We start from the raw sequence: 16741 nt of genomic DNA, 5'->3' as shown, positions 1-16741 counted from the left end.
CTCAGATCGGGGCGCTGGTCCTCGACGGCAGCGGGAACAGCCCCTCGAGGACGACGCGGTCGCCCGCCTGACGCAGGACCGTGCGCGCACCGCGCGTTCCGATGCCGGTGACGCGTTCGCCCGTCGACGGGGTCGCTGCGGCGAGGATGCCGGGACTCGAGACGCGAGCGGCGATCGCGTCGCCGTCGCGGTCGATCTTGATGTCGGCCCACCGGGCGCCGGAGTGCTTGACCGCGTTCACGAGTGCTTCGTTGACGAGACCGTAGACGCCGTCGGCGATGGCCGCGGCCGACAGCCCTTCGCGTGCGTCATCGTCGATGGAGAGCGTCACGTCCATCACGACCGACCAAGCGCGCACGAGGTCGTCGATGTCCTCGCCGTCTCCGCTCGTCGGGGCATCATCGGTGCGGACCTCGTCGAGGATGTCGTCGGTCTGCGCTCGGAACGTCTCGAGGGTGTCGATGTCGGGGACGTTCTCATCGACGTGCGCCGCGAGGATCACGCACCGCCCCTGCAACCGCCCGTGCAGCACGTCGATCGCTCGCTGCAAGGGGGCCGCGGTCGTGTCGACCTCGGCGGCGAGCCGGCGGGCTGACGCGAGCAGCACCGTCGTGGCGCGTTGTTCTTCGATGCGGGCTCGTCGGTAGGCGTCGACAGACAGGCTGATGACGGCGGCCACGAGCGGCACACCGACGAGAGGAACGAGACCGAGGGAGCCGACGGTCGGGATGAGGGTGAAGGTGAGCGCCATGACGGCGGCGCCGGCGGCCAGCCACACGGCCAGGAAAACCATGCCGCGCAGTCGGGGTTGCAGACGACGAGCGGCTCGGAGCAGGGCGAAGGCGACGAGATCGATCGCGACGCACGCCACGATCGCGGTCGCCGCAACCGACGGTCCGCCGTGTGCCAGGCCGAAGGGCAGCGTCGCGGCGACGTAGGTCAGCCCGACGGCGAACGGAGGTGTCGCACCGAGCCTGCCCAGAACGGGAAGGCGCCGGCGCTCGCCGAGATCGCCATCGAGGGCGCCCGGCGCGGGTGCGGTGGGAAGCGAGTCGAGGTGGTGGGATGCCGCGCGCACGCTGTTCGAGTAATCGCGCACCCGCTCGTAGGTCACGGCGGCCGCGAGCAGGTCGTCGCGCGCTGTCCGCAGCTCGTCGACGAGACGGTGGCGTGCGGCAGTGGCCGCGTCGTGCAGGCGACGGACCTCGGCGATGCCGGCGCGCATCTGCACTCCCGCGAGCTGGAGGCGTACCGTTGTGGCGCGAAGGCGGCGGTGATAGGTGATGGCGACGGCGCAGACGGTGAACAGCGCGACGCAGGTGACCAGGTTCGTGGTGATGCGCGTCGCCCAGTTGCCGCCGGTGGAGGTCGCGAACACGAGGGTGCTGATCGCGTCGTTGACGAACGGGCGGCTGCCGGAGATCGCCACGATCGCGCCGGCGACCACGAGCGCCCGAGCAATGCGGTGCGTGACGCGCCGTTCGCCCCATGCGGCGGCGAGGCCGATGGCGACCAGCAGGGGAGACCCGAGGGCGGCTACCGCCACGCCTCGGAGGTAGCCGCCGAAGGACGGTGATCCGACGCTCGGGACGCTGAGCAGCACGCCGACGGCGAGGGCGAGGATCAACGACCAGCGCGTGAAGTACTCACCGCTGACGAACGTCGCCCCCAGTGCCCGCCCGACGCGTCCTGCGCTGCGCATCACCGCGGCGTGCTGACGAGGTCGTCCCCCGCCCAGACTCGGATCGCGTCGGCGGTGACCGCGAGAGCGACGGGACCGTCGGCATCCACATCGAGGCACTCGAGAGGGGCGGCGTCGGGGGCGAGGGATGACACCTGCAGCCCGTTGCAGTCCGAGCGCACGAGGGCCCCGATGATCTGCCCGTCGCGCACGTCGAGGGCGGCGACTCCGTCGCCGATCTCGGTCGTCTCGCCGTCGGTGATCTCGTACGCGGTGCCGTCGCAGATGAACGCGGCGGTCTCGCCCGAGGCGCGAAGGCCCCAGGGCTGCTCGCACGGTGCGTCGAGGCGGGTGCCGTCGATGATGACGGTCGATCCGTCGAGGTAGGTGGACTGCGGGAGGAGGTCGTCGTAGGGCGACCAGAACCGCCCCGCAGTGAAGGTGCGCAGGGCCTGCGTCTCGCAGTCCGCTCCGACGTCGGCGACGATGTCGGCTTCGGTCTCGGCGAAGGGGGTGAGATCGCGCAGCTGCGCGATGTCGCGATAGGTGGGGGTGACGTCGGACCAGGTGTCGCCGTCGTCGTCAGAGCGCTCGATGATTGGGGCAGCGTCGCCGCATTGTCCGGCTGTTGCGCGCCACATGGCGCCGGCGCCGACCGCGAGGAAGCGCTCGGCATCATCGGGCGCGGTCGGTTCTTCGACGGTCGCGGTCGGGGCGGGCGTCGGTGACGGGGTCGAAGAGAGGGAAGAACTGACCGACGGCGCGGGCTGTGCGACCGTGTCGGTGCCGGCCGAGCGTCCGCGGTCCAGCGCGAGAACGACGAGGGCGCCGACGGCGACGGTGAGCGCGACCACGAGGATCGAGATCACCGCCGCGGGCAGTCCGCGGCGGACCGGCGAGCGGCGTGCCATGCGTCAGCGAGTGCCGACGTCGCCTGCGCTTCGCGCGTCGCGTCGCGAGTCGAAGCCGGTGTCGCCGATCAACGATGCCGTGTCGGGAACGACTGCGACCGGCGTCTTGCGCGTGCGCCCGCGGGCGGCTTTGGGCTGCTCCTGCGTGTAGCCGTAGCCATACCCGTAGCCGTACCCGTTGTAATAGGAGTCCGGTCCGCGGGTGGGGACCATCGACATCACGAAGCCGGCCACCTTCGCGCCGACCGTGTGCAGTGCCTCGACGGCTCCTTCGAGCTGGTGCCGGGTGACGCGACCGGCCGAGGCGATGAGGATCGCACCGCTCGTCCCACGGGCGAGGATCGCGGCGTCGGTGACGGGCAGCAGCGGGGGAGCGTCGCACAGCACGACGTCGAAGTCGCGCTCGAGAACCTCGAGAAGTGTTGCCATCTGCTTCGACCCGAGCAGTTCGCTCGGGTTGGGCGGGATCTTGCCCGCGGGCAGGACGAACAGGCTGCGGCCACCCCACGGGAGCATGACGTCGCCGACGCGCACACGGCCGATGAGCACGTCGGTCAGACCGACGCCGCCTTCAATGCCGAGGTATTCGGCGACTTTCGGCTTGCGCAGGTCCGTGTCGAGCAGCGCGACCTTCTTGCCGGCGTCGGCGAGGGCGATGGCGAGGTTGATCGTCGTGGTCGACTTGCCCTCGCTGGGCACTGAACTCGTCACGACGAAGCTCGAACGGCCGCCCATGTCGAGGAACTGCAGGTTGGTGCGGAGCGCGCGGAACGACTCTGCGCGCGGGCTGAGCGGGTCAGCGTGGACGATGAGCGGACGCTCTTTCGCTTTCGCGTCGTACGCGATCGCACCGAGCGACGGGGCGGACGTGATGCCCTCCGCGTCACGCGGGGTGCGGACCTTGTTGTCGAGGACGGTGCGCAGAACCGCGACGCCGATGCCGAGAGCCAGACCGACCAGCGCGCCGAGGGCGAGGTTCAGTGGGACGTTCGGGCTTGCCGGCGCCAAGGCGGGCTGCGCATCGCTGACGCGAGTGAGACGCACGGGGCTGCCGCCCTCGGCGATCTCGGGTTCGATCTCGGGAACGACGGTCGAGAGGCTAGCCGCAGCCTGGTTCGCGAGGTTCGCCGCGACGACCGGGTCAGGATCAGTCGCCGTGATCGTGATGATCGTCGTGTTGAGGGCCGACGATGCCGTGATCTGCTTCTCGAGGGTGTCTGCGGTCACGCCGAGGTCGAGGTCCGCAATGACCGGGTTGAGCACGATCGGTGTCGTCACCAGCCCTACATAAGTATTGATGCGGGTCTGCGCGAAGTTGGCGCCCTGTTGAATGTCGGATGCCGTTCCGCCGGTCTGCGTCGAGACGGCGACGCTGCTCGACGACTCGTACACGGGCGTGCGGGTCAGGGAGTATGCCGCTGCCGCGCCCAGGCCGACCAGCGTCAACACGACGATGATCAGCCAGTTCTTGCGGAGGACGCGGATGTAGTCGCTGAGCTCCATGGTGCCTCTCGTGCTGACGCCCGACGGGCGTAGGGTCAATGCCGCTCAGTCTGCCATAGGGGTGTGTCGGGGAAATGTCGCGAGAGGATCGCATAGTGACCTATCTCCCCGATGACGTCTACGCCCTCGTTGAGGAATCCGTGCCACTGCTGTGCGTCGACTTCGTGCCAGCGCGCTGGGGCGCGCGTGGCCGTGAGGTCGGTCTCATTCTGCGCGATTCCCCCTTCGGAGCCGTGTGGTGTCACCTTGGCGGGCGTGTCATGCGCGGGGAGACGCTCGTGAACGCGCTGCGACGCCATGCGTCCGACACTCTCGGTGTAGACATCGACGTCGAGGCGAACGCGCAGCCCCGTCACGTCTACGAATGGTTCCCGGTCGAGCTCGCTCCGGCCGACGGTACAGAGCATGGACAAGACCCGCGGAAGCACTCCGTCGGGTTGTCCTACGTCGTGGAGATCATCGGCGAGCCAGCGCCCCGAAACGAGGCGATGGAGTTCGGCTACTTCCCCGTCGACGACCTCCCCGAACCGATGTGGCCGGGATCGGAAGCGCTGGTGCGACACCTGCTCAGCTGAGCCGGTCGCCGATCCACCAATCCGAGATCCTCGCCATCTCCGCGGCGATCGATTGGTGCCGGGGATGTGACCGAAACGCCGCGAACGCGTCGGCGTCTGAGAACTCGGCTTCCTCGATCACGATGCGTCCCTTGCGCTCGTCGAGAGATCGCGCGATGTGCCAGCTCACTATCCCTGGCAGGTCCGCAAGTGAGGTCAGCTGCCCGATGGCGTGCGCCACATCGTGCTCGTCGACATCGTCGTGGAGACGGAAGAGCACGATGTGGCGGTACACCATGGACTTACTCGCGAATGGAGTCGACGTGGTCGCGGTACCACGCGACCGTGCGCTCGAGTCCCTCTTGCAGACTGATCCTGGCGGTCCAGCCGGCCTGGGCGAGCTTGGAGACGTCGAGCAGCTTCTGCGGGGTGCCGTCGGGCTTGGTGGTGTCCCATTCGGTGTCGCCGCCGAACCCGGTCACGTCTGCGATCGTCTCCGCGATCTCGCGCGATGGTGACGTCGCTGCCGGTGCCGACGTTGACCTGGTCGGGGCCGTCATAGTGCTCCATGAGGTGCAGAACGGCGTCGGCCATATCGTCGGAGTGCAGGAATTCGCGTCGTGGCGTTCCCGTTCCCCAGTTCGTGACGGCGGGAGCTCCCGCTTTCGCCGCCTCGTCGTAGCGGCGGATGAGCGCGGGGAGGACGTGCGACCCCTTCGGTGAGAAGTTGTCGTTCGGGCCGTACAGGTTTGTCGGCATGGCGCTGATCCACGGCAGCCCGTACTGGCGGCGCACGGCCTGCGTGTGGAGGATGCCGGCGATCTTGGCGATCGCGTACGCATCGTTCGTGGGCTCGAGGTGTCCTGTGAGCAGCGAATCCTCGCGGATGGGCTGCTCGGCGAGCTTCGGATAGATGCACGACGACCCGAGGAAGGCGACTCGTTCGACGTCACTGGCGAGCGCCGCGTCGAGCACGTTCGTCTGGATCCGCATGTTGTCGGAGAGGAAGTCGACCGGATAGGTGCTGTTGGCGAGAATGCCGCCGACCTTAGCTGCCGCGAGGACGAGGTACCGCGGCTTGATGTCGGCCATGTAAGCGAAGACGTCGTCGCGGCTCTTCAGATCGAGTTCCGCGGAAGTCTTTCCGACGACATGGGTGAAACCCTCCGCCTCGAGTTTGCGAACGATCGCCGACCCGACGAGCCCGCGGTGACCGGCGACGTAGAACGTCGCATCGCGATCGAGCTCGCTCGGCGTATAGGTGACTCCGTCGATGGCGGTACTCACGCGGTTCCCCACGAGGCCAGCTTCACGGTGTCGATCCATTCCGGACCCTTTTCAAGTGCTTCCACGTCAGCGTCAACCATGAGCTCGGCCAGTTGCTTCCCATCGATCGTCGGGACCCAGCCGAGTTTGTCCGCTGCCTTCGACGGGTCGCCGATGAGGGCGTCCACCTCGGTGGGCCGCAGGTAGCGCTCGTCGAACTTCACGAACTCCTGCCAGTCCAGCCCGACGCGACCGAACGACGTCTCGAGGAAGTCCTTGATCGTGTACCCGACGCCGGTGCCGAGGACGAAGTCTTCGGGCTCGTCGGCCTGCAGCATGCGCCACATGCCCTCGACGTATTCGGCGGCGTAGCCCCAGTCGCGGATGGACTCGAGGTTACCGAGATAGAGATCCTTCTGGACGCCGGCCTTGATGCGGGCGACGGCCCGCGTGATCTTTCGGGTGACGAACGTCTCGCCGCGGCGAGGCGACTCGTGGTTGAAGAGGATGCCGTTGACGGCGAACATGTCGTACGCCTCGCGGTAGTTCTTCACGATCCAGTACGAGTAGAGCTTCGCGACGCCGTAGGGCGAGCGCGGGTAGAACGGCGTGTTCTCACCCTGCGGCGGGGGAGTAGCTCCGAAGAGCTCTGAGGTGGATGCCTGATAGAACCGCGTCTTGATGCCGGAGAGGCGGACAGCCTCGAGCAGTCGGACCGTGCCGGTGCCCGTCGTATCGGCCGTGTGCTCGGGCTCGTCAAAGGACACGCGCACGTGCGACTGCGCGGCAAGGTTGTAGACCTCGTCGGGGTTGATCTCGCTCATGAGAGTGACCATGCGGGCGCCGTCGCTCAGATCGCCGTAGTGGAGGAAGAGCCTCGCTGTCGGTTCGTGCGGGTCGACGTAAAGGTGGTCGATACGGTGGGTGTTGAAGGTCGACGCGCGGCGGATGAGTCCGTGCACCTCGTACCCCTTCGCGAGCAGCAATTCGGCAAGGTACGAGCCGTCCTGACCGGTAATGCCGGTGATGAGTGCGCGCTTGGTCACGTGGAGTCCCCCTGGGCTAGACGAGCTGGTCAGCTCCCCGACGCGACGGTACGCGGAGGCCGCGCACGGTCTCCGTCGATGAGCGTTTCGAGAAGAGTAGCGAACGATTCGATCGCGAATGTTTCGTCGAGAACCGTCTCGCGATACCGCTTGCCGCTCGCGCCGAGCTCGTCAGCACGAGCGTGATTGCGGCCGAGACTCAGGCTCGCGTCGAGCAGAGCCTTAGGGCTGGCTGCAGGGACGATGACACCGGCACCGGCCGCACGCACTTCGTCCGCGGTGATGCCCTTCGCGTCCGTGGCGGCTATGACGGGGCGTCCGCTCGAGAAGTAGGACGTCAGCTTGCTGGGCACGGCCATCTCACTGACGCCTGGGTACTCGTTGACGAGCAGGATGTCGGCGGCCGCTAGTGCTGCCGAGAATTCGGCGTCGGGGAGAGGATCGATGAACTGCAGAGTCGAGACCCCCTCGCCGAGGGCTCTGAGGCGTTCGCGCTCGCCGCCCCCGCCCATGAGGACGAACCGCACGTCGTCGCCCCGTTCGGCGGCGAGCTTGGCCGCATCGACCACGTTGCCGAGGCCCTGCTTGATCCCCATGTTGCCAGCGTGCAGCACCACGACCTCGTCACCCCAGCCGCGCGCCGCGCGGGCTGCGGCGCGGTCGATGGGGGGAGTAGGGGTGAGGTGGGTCCAGTTGCGAAGGACGTGGATGCGTTCGCGTGGGATGTCGAAGTCGACGCTGACGCGATCGGCGAAGCGGTCGTGGATGACGACGACGCGGTCAGCGTTCGAGAGCAACCATTTCTCAGTGAGCTGGATGACGCGGCTGCTGATCCCGCCTGCCTGACCCGTCTCACGAAGACCCAGCCAATAGAGGTCTTGCACCCAGACGACGAGCGGCGTCTGGCGGTGAAAGATCTTCAGTCGCAGTGCCGCCGCAGCGGACGAGAACAGCGCCGGCGAAACGGCGACGACCGCATCGGGCCGCCGAAGCGGGGCCGTGAGGAGCCGCATTCCAAAGCTCAGTTCGGAAAAAAGACGACGGATGCCGCTGGGTCTGCTCGGCACGTAATGGCGGAGTCGGAGGGTGTCGACACCGTCGAGATGTTCCCTCCGTGACCACTGTCCGTAACCTGGCGATACACGCCACTCCGGATAATGAGGATGCGTCGTGACCACGTGCGTCCGGTATCCCCGCCTCATCAAGCCACGCGTCATCGCGCCGGTGTAGGGGGAGATGCCGGTCGGCTCTGGGGGGTAGTTGACTCCCAGTACAGTGACTGCGGGGGCGGGACGCGACATGCTCTCGACCTTAGCCGCGCGTCGGTTTCGGTCTGGTTTCGGAAGGTGGACGATGTCTGACATCCCGGTGATTGATCTCTCGAAGGCCCCCGGTGAGCGTGCGGCCTGGGATCGTCCGGCATGGGTCGTCTACCTCTGGGCTGTGTGCGAGCTGTTATTTGTGACCAACCCGTGGCAAATCAGCTCTGGGCTCCGCGTGCGCGTCTTAAAGGCGTTCGGCGCGCAAATCGGAAGCGGAGTCGTCTTTCGTCCACGTACGCGGGTCAAGTTCCCCTGGAAGTTGACCATTGGTGACAGATCTTGGATTGGCGAAGGCGTTTGGTTCCACAATCAGGATCGCATCAGCGTAGGCAGCGACGTCGTCATTTCTCAGGAAACCTTCCTGACGACGGGGAGTCACGCGCACAGGCTCGACATGCGATTGATAACCCGCCCAATCGAGATCCAGGACGGTGCTTGGGTCACCTCGAGGTGTGTCGTGCTCGGTGGCACGAACATGGGACGGAACGCACTCGCCAAGCCCCTGACTGTCCTCTCCGGCTCGATCAGCGCCGGCGTAATTGTCGCAGGTCCGGATTGTGAAACTGTCGGAAGGCGAACCATTGAAGAGCGCTGATGATGGAAAGAGGTTTGTGCTCTACCTTGCGGTTCTGCCCGGATACCGTACTGCTTGTATAGAGCTGCTCCGCGAGAAGTTAGGGACAGATCTTGGCGTCTTCTCGGGACCCTACCAACTCGACAGATCGGTGAAGACGGGGATTCCCAATTCGCTGTACACGTCGGTGCGAGATCGCTCAATCTTAGGTCGCGTGATGATCCAAACCGGTCACTTCAGATCCGTCTTTCACGCTGACACGGCAATACTCGACCTCAATCCGCGAAGCCTAACCGCGTGGGCCCTGCTATTGGCTCGACGCGGTCGGCGTCGCCGGACTCTCCTTTGGGGGCATCTCCATCCGCGCGCGGGACGCCAGTCCAGTACGGCGCGAGTTCGGCGTTGGATGAGATCGCTTGCAGACGGCACTGTCCTTTACGGTTACGACAGCGTTACGCCCGCGGGCGAAGAAGTCCCGGGACAACCGGTATGGGTTGCGCCGAACTCTCTGTACCGGCGTGATGACATGGGATCCGTTGGACTCGATCAAGTAGATGCTGGAGCGCCACGAGCGATCTATGTCGGTCGTCTTGTAGCAAGCAAGAAAGTTGACCTTGCGATCAAGGCGCTCGCGGATCCCGTGCTCAGCGAGACTGGATTGTGTCTGGACATCGTGGGCGACGGTGTCGACTCGGATCGCCTTCGGCGGCTGGCAGGCGAACTTGGCGTCCAGGATCGAGTGTCGTTCCACGGGGGCGTCACGAACCCCGATGATCTTAAGAAGCTCTATTCCCGCGCTGTATGCTCGCTGTCCCCGGGATATGCGGGCCTCAGCCTCACCCAGAGTCTCGGATTTGGGGTTCCTGTTGTGGTGGCGGACGACGAGCCGCACGCACCGGAGATCGAACTCGTGACGCTCGGTGGAGTTCATTTTTTTCCCGCGAATTCAGCGACAGGGATGGCGTCCGTCATGGCACAACTCGCCCAAGACGTATTGCGGCAGCCCCGGGATGAGATCGCGACAAAAGTGATGAATGCATACTCCGCAGAGGCGATGGCAGGTGGCCTCGCGGACGCCTTCCTGGGAAGAAGTCAGTCTTTGAATGCGGATGGGTGGCCGATCGGATGACCGGGACGATACCGAACAATCGCAGCAGGCTTCCAAGGTTTGTCGAGAAGATTGCCCGGCGTTTGGTTGCAAGGCTGCAGATATCTGGTCGAGTAAAAGTCGGTCGCAACCCGCGCTTGGGCCAAGGAGCATCGATCCGCTCAATGCACGGTCTCTCGATTGGCAATCACGCCCGCCATCGGTCGCCGGGTAGTCATCGAAGTGGATGGTTCCATCGGCGACTTCTGTCTGATCGCTGCCGGAGTTCAGATAGTCGGACGGCGAGATCATGACATCGATGTCGTGGGAACCCCGATCGCATTCACAACCTGGGTTGGTGATCGTGGTCCGCTGCCCGAAGATCGCGTGGAAATCGGGAACGACGTCTGGATCGGCGCGAACGCGTTAGTACTCGGTGGGGTCAGGATTGGCAGCGGGGCGGTCATCGCTGCTGGTGCCGTAGTTACCCGGGATGTCGACGAGTTCTCTGTGGTAGGCGGAAATCCGGCAAGGCAGATCAGCGAAAGGCTCCCGAACGGCGGCGACCGAGCCCGGCACCTCAAGATGCTCGAACAGTATGAGTGACGACTTGCCCGGATCTGATCGGTTGGCGGGACAATTTGTTTGGATTGCTGCAGGACGGGTCGCGTCCGCGATTTTGCAGGCCGTCGCTCTTCTGCTTCTCGTGAGGTCGATGGGCCCTTCAGACTTCGGTTTAGTGGCAGCGGTCCTCGGGCTGGTGACCGTCGCGCAAGCCGCCTTCGATCTCGGTCTCCCTACGCTGGCCGCTCGTGAGCGCGCACGTGATTCGGTGGCGGGACTTGTCGGGTCTGCTTTAGCCATTAATACGGTGACTTCCTTAGCAGTGCTTGCGATCCTGGCATGTCTCGGCCTGCTCCTCTCCATGCACGATGAACGGTTCCTTTTGCTTCTTCCGCTCGCAGTGTCCGCAGCATTCGAGCGAATTTCGGATGCCAGGCTCGGCGTAGCAGTCGCAGATGGCGATGCTCGGCACAATTTTGTGGGAATGGTTGGGCGGCGAGCTGTCACCGTGGGAGTGCTCGTCGCTGTACTAGCTCTGACTTCTCTGAATCCCCTGTTTGCATTTGCGGTCTCGTCCGCACTGGGTGCAACGGCGAGCGCTGTGTACGCGAGGCTCGTTGTGAGGGTCCATCGTGATGCACGAGCACCGGCGGCCGCGCACGTCATCCGGGCGGGTCGCTCGTTCTGGCTCAACTCCCTTGGGCTGCAGGCGCGCAATCTAGACGCGACGATCGTCACTGCGCTCGCTGGCGGGGTGCAGGGCGGCTACTACGGCCTGGCTTCGCGGCTTGCGGTGCCTCTCAGGCTCCCGGCAACGTCGATGGGTGCCGCGCTCCTTCCCGTGGCCACCCGATCTGAAGGGCGAGGAAGGCGGATCTCCAACCTCAAAATCGCAGTGGCGATGTGGCTGGCGTGCGCTACCGCCTACGCGATCGCTGTACCGCTTACGCCATCGTTGCTTCCCGCCGTGACGGGTCCGGGATACGGCGGGGCGGTTGGGACTCTACAGATCACCCTCCTCGGACTCTGTGCCGCAGCCCTGTGTTCTCTTCTCACGCCGGTACTGCAAGGCTGGGGCAAGCAGCGTGAGGTTGCGGTCATCTCAGTTTCGTGCTCTGTTCTGTGTCTCGCGTCCGTTGCCGTTTGCGCGATCATCGGGGGATCGATTGGGGCTGCGCTGGCTCTCGCCTCGTCATACTTCGTACAAGCCATTGCGCTTGGCGTCATCACTTTCAGCACTCTTCAGCGGTCTCGATAGGACGAACGATTTCATGCCCCGCGAACTGCACGCCTTCCTCAGCCTGGTCGCACAAGATGACAATCTCGGCGATCTCGTGATCCGCCGCCGTGTGTTCGATCTGGCGGACGCATCTGTCCATCGACTTCACGTGCTGATCGACGACATGCCGCGCGATTTCCTCGAGCCTTTCCGGCTCGACTCCCGTCAAAACGTGAGCGTTTACACAAATCCCAGAGGTTTTTCCCGAGCAATGCTCGCTCAGGCCATCCGTCAGCGCGCAATCCTCGTGCTTTCTCCTGGTCCCGAGCACATCCGCCGTGGCGTGCTTGGCGGAGTTCAACTTGTCGCGCAGATTGGCAGGACGCTCGTCCTTCGGAGCCTGGGCGCCAGAGTGGTGGCAATCGGACGCTCGGTCTTAGGTAGGAAACGTTCCGGGGTACTCGCTGCCGCGTCCAGGCTGAGCGCTGCGCTGAGTAACGTCTACTTCGCGCGCGATCACTTCTCCGTGAACCTTCTCGCATCGAAATCTGTGCGTTACGCCCCCGATGTGGCCTTCAGCGAAGGGACCTCGTCGGAGTTGTTGATCGATTCGAAGGACATCGCCGCATTCTCGTTCCGGGCGGAAGGTATGCCTACCGACGATCAGTTCCGAATCATGGCCGCATCGGTTCGTGAGCACGGCCTGAAACCTGTACTGGTGTCCCAGGTTCGTCGTGACGATGAGGTCCACCGGCAGCTTTCAACTGCGGCATCCTGCGACGCTTTACTGTGGGGTGAGCGGTCGCACGCTGAGCAGTTAGACGCCGTCATGAAGACCTACGACACCAGTCGTCTGGTCATCAGTAATCGCCTGCACGCGTTGATTCTCGGAGCTGTGCAAAGGGCAATCCCGGTCCCGTTCAGTAGGCAGAACGGCGCAAAGACGGTTGAGACGCTTTCGCCTGTATTGGTCGTAGACCGCCTCGAACCAGACCTCTCCAATATCGAGGACGTCATAGCAAAAGCCCTCGCGGAGGACAAGGTCGAAAGCACCATGCAGGGGGTGCGAATCGCAGCAGGCTCTGTGGCGACTGCCGCCGCAGAGCTGTTTGTCTATCGAGCGGCAAGCCGATAACGATAGTTCCTGCGATCACCACCCTTCTCGGGCTGATCGCCTTCCTGCCGGTGACAAAATTCGATCGAGGACGACTCCTGACGCCAATATCGGTGGCGTTGCTGATGATGATCTCGATTTTCGGCGTGAGGCCCTTGCTACTCATGAACCGTGGTGAGTACGGGTTCACGGCGCGGACAGCGAGCTGGGCTTCCGCGTGGCGGCGACTGTGGGGTTGTTCGCACTGTTTGGTCTTCTCTGCGGGTACATGCTCGCCTCCACGCCAGAGTGTCGTGCTATCCTCGGCCATTGGTGCCTGCGCCCTGCTGGCCTCGCACCGCGAACGTGAGCCCTCCACTGGCGTGTTCGACCGGCATCCCGAGCGAACCACCCCGGAGTGGGATTCACGAACTCCTCCGTTCGAATCTATGAAAGCAGCACTACTGTGACGCGCACTTACACGCCCAAGGCTGGTGAGATCACCCGCGAGTGGGTGGTCATCGACGCATCCGACGTCGTCCTCGGCCGCCTCGCCTCGCACGCTGCCACGCTCCTGCGCGGCAAGCACAAGCCCACGTTCGCGAACCACGTCGACACCGGCGACTTCGTGATCATCATCAACGCCGACAAGGTGGCCCTCACCGGCCAGAAGCTCGAGCAGAAGAAGGCCTACCGCCACTCGGGTTACCCGGGCGGCCTCAAGTCGGTCACCTACTCCGAGCTCCTCGAGAAGAACTCGGTTCGCGCTGTTGAGAAGGCCGTCCGCGGCATGCTCCCCAAGAACAGCCTGGGTCGTCAGCAGCTGACGAAGCTGAAGGTCTACCGCGGTGCTGAGCACCCCCACGCTGCCCAGCAGCCCACCACGTACACCTTCGACCAGGTCGCCCAGTAAGCGCCGCCGAGAAGAACAAGGATTATCTGATGGCGAAGATCGCTGACTCCCTCGACCAGACCCCTGAGAACTACTCGACCGAGACCCCGGCCGCCGCTGAGGCTGCCCCGGTCCGTCCCGTGCTCTCCGTCCCCGGTGCCGCCGTCGGCCGCCGCAAGCAGGCCATCGCCCGCGTGCGCCTGGTCCCCGGCTCGGGCACCATCACGGTGAACGGCCGCACGATCGAGGACTACTTCCCCAACAAGCTGCACCAGCAGCTGATCAACGACCCGTTCACGGTCCTCGGCCTCGCCGGTGGCTACGACGTGATCGCCCGCATCTCGGGTGGTGGCCCCTCGGGCCAGGCCGGCGCACTGCGCCTCGGCATCGCACGGTCGCTGAACCAGATCGACGAAGAGAACAACCGCCCGACCCTCAAGAAGGCCGGCTTCCTCTCCCGTGACGCTCGCGTCAAGGAGCGCAAGAAGGCTGGTCTCAAGAAGGCGCGTAAGGCTCCTCAGTACTCGAAGCGTTAATCCTTCGATGGCACTGTTCGGGACGGACGGTGTGCGGGGCCTCGCGAACGGCCCCCTCACCGCCGATCTCGCGCTCACCCTGGCCCAGGCGACCGCTGTCGTCCTGGGCCAGGGTCGTATCGCGAACGCACGCAAAGCCGCCGGCAAGCGGCTCACCGCCGTCGTCGCCCGCGACCCCCGCGTCTCCGGACACTTCCTCAGCGCCGCCGTCGCTGCAGGGCTCGCCTCGTCGGGCGTAGATGTGCTCGATGCCGGTGTCTTGCCGACGCCTGCTGCCGCCTTCCTCGTCGGCGACATCGACGCCGACTTCGGCGTCATGATCTCGGCCTCGCACAACCCGGCACCCGACAACGGCATCAAGATCTTCGCGCGCGGCGGCGTCAAACTGCCCGATGTCGTCGAACGGCGCATCGAAGAAGCGATGACCGGCCCGAAGCTCGCCCCCACCGGGGGAGCGGTCGGCCGCATCAGCCGGTTCGCCGATGCCGAAGACCGCTACGTCGTGCACCTCCTCGCGTCGCTTCGCACCAGCCTGCGCGGCCTGCACGTCGTGCTCGACTGCGCGCACGGCGCCGCATCCGGCGTCTCGCCCGAGACCTTCCGGGACGCGGGAGCCAAGGTCACCGTCATCGGCGCCGACCCCAACGGCCTCAACATCAACGAAGGCGTCGGCTCGACCCACCTCGACGTACTCGTCGCCGAAGTGCTCCGCACCGGCGCCGATCTCGGCATCGCCCACGACGGCGACGCCGACCGCTGCCTTGCCGTCGACGCCGACGGCCGCATCATCGACGGCGACCAGATCATGGCGATCCTCGCGGTGTCGATGAAAGAGCGCGGGCTGCTCAAAGACGACACGCTTGTTGCCACTGTCATGAGCAACCTCGGCCTGCACCGCGCGATGGCTGACAACGGCATCCACCTCGAAACCACGGGCGTCGGTGACCGCTACGTTCTCGAGCGGATGAATGAGGGCGGGTTCTCGCTCGGCGGTGAGCAGAGCGGCCACGTCATCATGAGCGAGTACGCGACGACAGGCGACGGCGTGCTCACGGGGCTTCACCTCGCTGCGGAGGTCGCGCGTCAGCGCAAGCCGCTGTCGGAACTCGCGAAGGTCATGACCGTCTTCCCGCAGGTGCTGATCAACGTCAAGGGCGTCGAGCGGTCGCGCGCCACCGATGCCGACGTGCTCGCCGCGGTCGAGGCGGTCGAAGCGGAACTCCAAGACACGGGTCGAGTGTTGCTGCGTCCGTCCGGCACCGAGCAACTCGTTCGGGTCATGGTTGAAGCGGCGTCCGAAGAAGACGCGAAGCGGGTTGCGGAGCAGCTTGCGGAGGTCGTGCGCGGCTGAGGTCACGTCCGTACTACCGGCCAAGATCGGACAGGTTGTCAGCCCGCTCGAGGCCATCCTCGCGGCGATGCGTAAAGAGGCGATCGCCTTCGCGCCGTTCTGGAACGCACTCACCTCGTGCGACACCATCCCGGTCGAGATCGTCACGGGGTGGCGACTCGATGATGGAAGGCTCCGGAGCCTCGGCCGTAGACAAGCGTGCCGTGAGCCTGCTCACCGCGGCTCTTCGCGCCCGATACCAGAGCACGGCGGGCGGCCGGATTACGTGCCGGCGTACTACGTGGCGCCCGGTCTGGCTGGCTTCGCGCGCGGCGAAGAGGCCGCCACGAGTGTCGCGGGCGGGCTCGGACTGCGGCGCGTCTCGCTGTCCGCCGCTGGACATCAGTCGTCGATCACGCAGAAGTCCACGTCGTTCGTCATTCATGCAGCGAACCCCACCGTGGAGCTCAAGTTCGGCGTCACGATCGACGGGGGCGCGCGCACGGTCGTCACGCAGCCCGCGTCGCCCGCCGGCCACGGCGTCCCTGTCTCCACGTCTGACGCGCTCACCTCGGCGAATCACACGATCGTCATGGGACTACGAGGCGACATCGTCCGGCCCCGCCCAGATCGAAGGAGCGATGGTCTACGACGGCGACGAGACCAGCAGCATCCGACTTGGGATGCGAGTCATCACGGGTTCACATCGGAAACTTCTCCGGCGACGTCAACTGGCGCGGCCCTCCGCCTGCAAGACCGGTTCCCGGTCACCCGGTCTTTTCGCCCTCCGGCTCGGCTACAACGACGAGACCACGGACGTCCCGGTCGCGACCTACAAGACGAACATGCTCTGCATCATCAGCACGTTCCGGAGCGTCGACCCGCGCAAGCCCGTCCTGCTCATCGCGTTCCCCGACCGCGGGCTGACCGGTCGAGCCGCCCCGTGGTCGGCCTACGTCAACGCGATGAAGGGGATCGTTGACGCGGACCGCGCCGCGCTGCTCCTCGACCTCCGCACGTGGGCACCGGGCCGTCTGGATCGCGAATCCACAACCGACAACGTCCACCCGAACGATGCCGGACAGGTGATCGTCGAGAACGGGCTCGCGTCATTGGCCTACGCTCGCTGATCCAGCCTGCTTGCAGGCGTATGTGAAGGTGAT

Annotated in this window: 16 protein-coding genes and 1 pseudogene; 10 read left to right on the top strand and 7 right to left on the bottom strand. The window is 65.4% G+C overall.

Going from position 1 to position 16741, the window contains the following annotated elements; translation table 11 throughout:
- Position 1: 1 nt before the first annotated feature.
- The 3 genes from QE428_RS02705 to QE428_RS02695 are packed head-to-tail and all read right to left on the bottom strand — an operon-like array spanning position 2 to position 4095.
- Complete coding sequence (locus QE428_RS02705; RefSeq protein ID WP_307470604.1) at positions 2–1702, bottom strand: hypothetical protein; 1701 nt, start codon at positions 1700–1702, stop codon at positions 2–4.
- Positions 1702–2592 carry a hypothetical protein gene (locus QE428_RS02700; protein WP_307462726.1) on the bottom strand — a complete coding sequence of 297 codons (891 nt, stop codon included), beginning with the start codon at positions 2590–2592 and terminating at the stop codon, positions 1702–1704. The genes QE428_RS02705 and QE428_RS02700 overlap by 1 nt, the downstream gene beginning before the upstream one ends.
- Before the next feature lie 3 nt (positions 2593–2595).
- Entirely contained in the window at positions 2596–4095 is a 1500-nt protein-coding gene (locus QE428_RS02695; RefSeq protein WP_307462725.1) for a polysaccharide biosynthesis tyrosine autokinase, read from the bottom strand.
- 95 nt (positions 4096–4190) lie between these two features.
- On the opposite strand from QE428_RS02695, the gene QE428_RS02690 reads away from it, so the two are divergent.
- Positions 4191–4670 carry a DUF4916 domain-containing protein gene (locus QE428_RS02690; protein WP_307462723.1) on the top strand — a complete coding sequence of 160 codons (480 nt, stop codon included), beginning with the start codon at positions 4191–4193 and terminating at the stop codon, positions 4668–4670.
- On the opposite strand, the gene QE428_RS02685 is transcribed toward QE428_RS02690, so the two are convergent.
- The 4 genes and pseudogenes from QE428_RS02685 to QE428_RS02670 form a co-directional block, all read right to left on the bottom strand.
- Positions 4663–4890 carry a Dabb family protein gene (locus QE428_RS02685; protein ID WP_307470601.1) on the bottom strand — a complete coding sequence of 76 codons (228 nt, stop codon included), beginning with the start codon at positions 4888–4890 and terminating at the stop codon, positions 4663–4665. The genes QE428_RS02690 and QE428_RS02685 overlap by 8 nt on opposite strands.
- A 61-nt stretch (positions 4891–4951) precedes the next feature.
- A pseudogene (locus QE428_RS02680) lies at positions 4952–5975 on the bottom strand (GDP-L-fucose synthase family protein).
- Positions 5933–6961 (bottom strand): GDP-mannose 4,6-dehydratase, encoded by a 1029-nt coding sequence (gmd, locus tag QE428_RS02675; RefSeq protein WP_307462722.1) that lies wholly within the window; start codon positions 6959–6961, stop codon positions 5933–5935. Before gmd ends, QE428_RS02680 begins: the two are co-directional and overlap by 43 nt.
- Before the next feature lie 29 nt (positions 6962–6990).
- The gene (locus QE428_RS02670; RefSeq protein ID WP_307462721.1) at positions 6991–8262 is read right to left on the bottom strand and encodes a glycosyltransferase family 4 protein; all 1272 of its coding nucleotides are present in this window, start codon (positions 8260–8262) and stop codon (positions 6991–6993) included.
- Positions 8263–8314: 52 nt separating this feature from the next.
- Between QE428_RS02670 and QE428_RS02665 the strand changes: the two genes are divergently transcribed.
- From QE428_RS02665 to QE428_RS02625, 9 genes are all read left to right on the top strand, one after another.
- The gene (locus tag QE428_RS02665) at positions 8315–8878 is read left to right on the top strand and encodes an acetyltransferase (RefSeq protein WP_307462719.1); all 564 of its coding nucleotides are present in this window, start codon (positions 8315–8317) and stop codon (positions 8876–8878) included.
- A 196-nt stretch (positions 8879–9074) separates the two neighbouring features.
- The gene (locus QE428_RS14685) at positions 9075–9986 is read left to right on the top strand and encodes a glycosyltransferase (protein WP_373457712.1); all 912 of its coding nucleotides are present in this window, start codon (positions 9075–9077) and stop codon (positions 9984–9986) included.
- Between the two features lie 159 nt (positions 9987–10145).
- Positions 10146–10550, top strand: a complete 405-nt coding sequence (locus QE428_RS02655; protein WP_307462715.1) for a DapH/DapD/GlmU-related protein — start codon at positions 10146–10148, stop codon at positions 10548–10550.
- Positions 10543–11766 carry an oligosaccharide flippase family protein gene (locus tag QE428_RS02650; RefSeq protein WP_307462714.1) on the top strand — a complete coding sequence of 408 codons (1224 nt, stop codon included), beginning with the start codon at positions 10543–10545 and terminating at the stop codon, positions 11764–11766. The genes QE428_RS02655 and QE428_RS02650 overlap by 8 nt, the downstream gene beginning before the upstream one ends.
- Before the next feature lie 13 nt (positions 11767–11779).
- Positions 11780–12862 carry a polysaccharide pyruvyl transferase family protein gene (locus QE428_RS02645; protein WP_307462712.1) on the top strand — a complete coding sequence of 361 codons (1083 nt, stop codon included), beginning with the start codon at positions 11780–11782 and terminating at the stop codon, positions 12860–12862.
- Between the two features lie 424 nt (positions 12863–13286).
- Positions 13287–13733, top strand: a complete 447-nt coding sequence (rplM, locus tag QE428_RS02640) for a 50S ribosomal protein L13 (protein WP_065570908.1) — start codon at positions 13287–13289, stop codon at positions 13731–13733.
- Between the two features lie 29 nt (positions 13734–13762).
- Positions 13763–14248, top strand: a complete 486-nt coding sequence (gene rpsI / locus QE428_RS02635) for a 30S ribosomal protein S9 (RefSeq protein WP_020098671.1) — start codon at positions 13763–13765, stop codon at positions 14246–14248.
- A gap of 7 nt (positions 14249–14255) precedes the next feature.
- Positions 14256–15599, top strand: coding sequence for a phosphoglucosamine mutase (gene glmM / locus QE428_RS02630; protein ID WP_307462708.1), 1344 nt, complete (start codon positions 14256–14258; stop codon positions 15597–15599).
- 620 nt (positions 15600–16219) lie between these two features.
- The gene (locus QE428_RS02625; protein WP_307462706.1) at positions 16220–16708 is read left to right on the top strand and encodes an SGNH/GDSL hydrolase family protein; all 489 of its coding nucleotides are present in this window, start codon (positions 16220–16222) and stop codon (positions 16706–16708) included.
- Positions 16709–16741: the final 33 nt, after the last annotated feature.

Origin of the sequence: Microbacterium sp. SORGH_AS_0505 (genome assembly GCF_030818715.1) — a bacterium.
Taxonomy (GTDB): Bacteria; Actinomycetota; Actinomycetes; order Actinomycetales; family Microbacteriaceae; genus Microbacterium.
Note: the sequence above shows the minus strand (reverse complement) of the source record. Positions and strands in the feature narration are given on the sequence as shown.

What these genes read in the sequence shown, in the direction of transcription:
- QE428_RS02705 (WP_307470604.1), bottom strand. Translation starts at nt 1,702, where the DNA reads ATGCGCAGCGCAGGACGCGTCGGGCGGGCACTGGGGGCGACGTTCGTC.
- QE428_RS02700 (WP_307462726.1), bottom strand. Translation starts at nt 2,592, where the DNA reads ATGGCACGCCGCTCGCCGGTCCGCCGCGGACTGCCCGCGGCGGTGATC.
- QE428_RS02695 (WP_307462725.1), bottom strand. Translation starts at nt 4,095, where the DNA reads ATGGAGCTCAGCGACTACATCCGCGTCCTCCGCAAGAACTGGCTGATC.
- QE428_RS02670 (WP_307462721.1), bottom strand. Translation starts at nt 8,262, where the DNA reads ATGTCGCGTCCCGCCCCCGCAGTCACTGTACTGGGAGTCAACTACCCC.
- QE428_RS02665 (WP_307462719.1), top strand. Translation starts at nt 8,315, where the DNA reads ATGTCTGACATCCCGGTGATTGATCTCTCGAAGGCCCCCGGTGAGCGT.
- QE428_RS14685 (WP_373457712.1), top strand. Translation starts at nt 9,075, where the DNA reads ATGATCCAAACCGGTCACTTCAGATCCGTCTTTCACGCTGACACGGCA.
- QE428_RS02650 (WP_307462714.1), top strand. Translation starts at nt 10,543, where the DNA reads ATGAGTGACGACTTGCCCGGATCTGATCGGTTGGCGGGACAATTTGTT.
- QE428_RS02645 (WP_307462712.1), top strand. Translation starts at nt 11,780, where the DNA reads ATGCCCCGCGAACTGCACGCCTTCCTCAGCCTGGTCGCACAAGATGAC.
- rpsI (WP_020098671.1), top strand. Translation starts at nt 13,763, where the DNA reads ATGGCGAAGATCGCTGACTCCCTCGACCAGACCCCTGAGAACTACTCG.
- glmM (WP_307462708.1), top strand. Translation starts at nt 14,256, where the DNA reads ATGGCACTGTTCGGGACGGACGGTGTGCGGGGCCTCGCGAACGGCCCC.
- QE428_RS02625 (WP_307462706.1), top strand. Translation starts at nt 16,220, where the DNA reads ATGGTCTACGACGGCGACGAGACCAGCAGCATCCGACTTGGGATGCGA.